Source organism: Micromonospora sp. 4G55 (assembly GCF_016803375.1).
On record NZ_JAEVHN010000768.1, the window covers coordinates 1 to 2693 of the forward strand.

The window sequence follows — 2693 nt, forward strand, 5'->3', positions numbered from 1 at the left end:
GGGTGCGTGCGGGACCCCACGGCGACCACGCCGGCCGGGCGGCGCGGCCACGGGTCGTCGCCGTGCGCCCACGCCTTCAGCACCTCCACCACGGCCGCCGCCACGTCGTCGGGGACCGGGCCGTCGGCCGCCTCCGGGCCGACCAGGCCGCGCAGCCGCCCACCCCAGCCCAGGTCCGACAGGCGTCCCACGGCCCGCCCGGGCAGCGCCTGCTCGCCGGGGGGAATCCGCCCCTTGAGGGGTACGCCGACCGCGTCCAACCCGGTCGGCCAGAGCTTCTTCGGCGGGATCTCCACGCCGGGGCGGCCCAGGAAGGTCTGCGCGGCGGTCAACGCGGCGTCGGAGACCTCCGGGGTGAACAGCGGCGCGGCGCAGCGGTCGCACCGGCCGCAGTCGCCCGCGCCGGCGTCGTCCAGGCACTCGCGCAGGTAGCGCATCCGGCAGCCGGAGGTGGTCACGTACTCCCGCATCGCCTGCTGCTCAGCGGTGCGCGCCTGGGCGACGCGGCGCAACCGGGCCTCGTCGTAGACCCAGGGCTCGCCGGTGGCGAGCCAGCCGCCGCGGACCCGGCGGACCGCGCCGTCGACGTCGAGCACCTTGAGCATCAGCTCCAGCCGGGCCCGGCGCAGGTCGACCATCGGTTCGAGGGCCTGGGTGGAGAGCGGCCGGTCGGTGTGCAGCGCGCCGAGCACCGCCCGAACCTGCTCCTCGGGCGGGAAGGCGAGCGAGGCGAAGTACCGCCAGATGGCCGCGTCCTCGACGCCGGGCAGCAGCAGCACCTCGGCGTGCTCCACGGCCCGGCCGGCCCGGCCGACCTGCTGGTAGTAGGCGATCGGCGAGGGCGGCGCGCCGAGGTGCACCACGAACCCGAGGTCCGGCTTGTCGAAGCCCATGCCGAGCGCGGAGGTGGCGACCAGCGCCTTGATCTTGTTGTCCAGCAGGTCCTGCTCGGCGGCCCGCCGGTCGGCGTCGTCGGCCTGCCCGGTGTAGGAGGCAACCGACCAGCCACGGGAGCGGAGGAACTCGGCCGTCTCCCCCGCCGCCGCCACAGTCAGCGTGTAGATGATCCCGGAGCCGGGGAGCCGGTCCAGGTGGTCGGCGAGCCAGGCCAGCCGGTGCGCCGGGCTGGGCAGGTCCAGGACGCCCAGCCGCAGCGACTCGCGGTCGAGGGTGCCGCGCAGCACCAGGGCGTCGCCCAACTGCTCGGCGACGTCGGCGGTGACCCGCTCGTTGGCGGTGGCGGTGGTGGCGAGCACCGGGGTGCGCTCGGGCAGGTTGCCGAGGAAGGTACGCAGCCGGCGGTAGTCGGGCCGGAAGTCGTGTCCCCAGTCGGAGACGCAGTGCGCCTCGTCCACCACCAACAGCCCGGTGGTGGCGGCCAGCTTCGGCAGCACAGTGTCCCGGAAGTCCGGGTTGTTGAGCCGTTCCGGGCTGATCAGCAGCACGTCCACCGCACCGGCGTGGATCTCGGCGGTGATCTCGTCCCACTCGTCCAGGTTGGCGGAGTTGATGGTGCGGGCCCGGATGCCCGCCCGGGCCGCCGACTCCACCTGGTTGCGCATCAGCGCCAGCAGCGGCGAGACGATCACGGTCGGCCCGTGCTCGCCGTGCTCCCGCAGCAGGGCGGTGGCCACGAAGTAGACCGCCGACTTGCCCCAGCCGGTGCGCTGGACGCAGAGCACCCGACGCCGGTCCACCACCAGCGCCTCGATCGCCCGCCACTGGTCCTCGCGGAGTCGGGCGTGCTCGCCGGCCAGCCGGCGCAGCACCGCCTCGGCCCGCTCCCGTACCGCCGCCCGATCCTGGCTCATCCGGCATTTCTACCAGGTAACCGACGGACCCTCACTGGTCAGCGCTGGTGGCGGCGGCCCGTCGGGCGGCAGGAAGACGAGGATGTCCCGAAGGTGGTCCGTCACGGCCGGCGGGAGCAGGCACCGGGTGGCCAGCTCCTCCACCGACGAGTACGGACCCCGCAACAGCCGGTCCGTGACGATGTGCCGGCACTGGTCCGGCGTCAGCCCGGGGAGGACGGCCAGCACCTGGTCGCCCACGGCGTTGACGTCGACGAGCCCCCCGTCGTCGAAGGCGCGCGGCAGGTCGGGCCGGCCGATGCGCAGCTCCTGCCGGGCCCCCGGATGGTGGTGCAGCAGGCGGCGGGCCTGTTCCCGGCGTACCCGCCGTTCCTCGCCGCCACGGGGGTGGCCGCCGCCGAAGACCCGGCGGACCGCCGCCCAGACACCCCGGTTGAGCAGCACCACGTGCAGGGCCCCGACGAGCCAGCACACCGCCATCGCGCCGACGAAGTAGAGCGCTTCCGCGTCGGAGACCTCCTCCTGGGCGGGGTCGGCGCGGAGGCTGAGGTAGAAGATGCTGGTGACCAGCGCCACGTAGCCCAGCCCCGCCAGGGCGAGCCGCCAACTGCGCCGCCAGGCCGCGTAGCCGAGCACGACCGCCCAGGTGAGGCCGCCGAACGACAGCAGCACCACGGCCGTGCCCGCGACGGTCGCCGCGACCCGCACCCACCGTGTAGTAGGGGTGCAGGGCCGACAGCGGGTCCTGGAAGATCATCGCCATGTCCCGGCCGCGCAGCCGGCGCACCTCCTCGTCGCCGAGGCCGACCAGTTGACGACCGCCGAGGGTGATCTCCCCGGTGATGGTGGTCCGCTTGGCGTCGTGCAGGCCCAGGATGGCCA

General features: G+C 74.6%; 1 protein-coding gene and 1 pseudogene. Both read right to left on the bottom strand.

Annotated features, from left to right (window positions below; genetic code table 11):
• On the bottom strand, positions 1 to 1811 hold a 1811-nt coding region (locus tag JNW89_RS33865; RefSeq protein ID WP_238452136.1), incomplete at its 3' end, for an ATP-dependent DNA helicase RecQ.
• Between the two features lie 532 nt (positions 1812 to 2343).
• Positions 2344 to 2693, bottom strand: a pseudogene (locus tag JNW89_RS39485) (hypothetical protein); the annotation flags it as partial.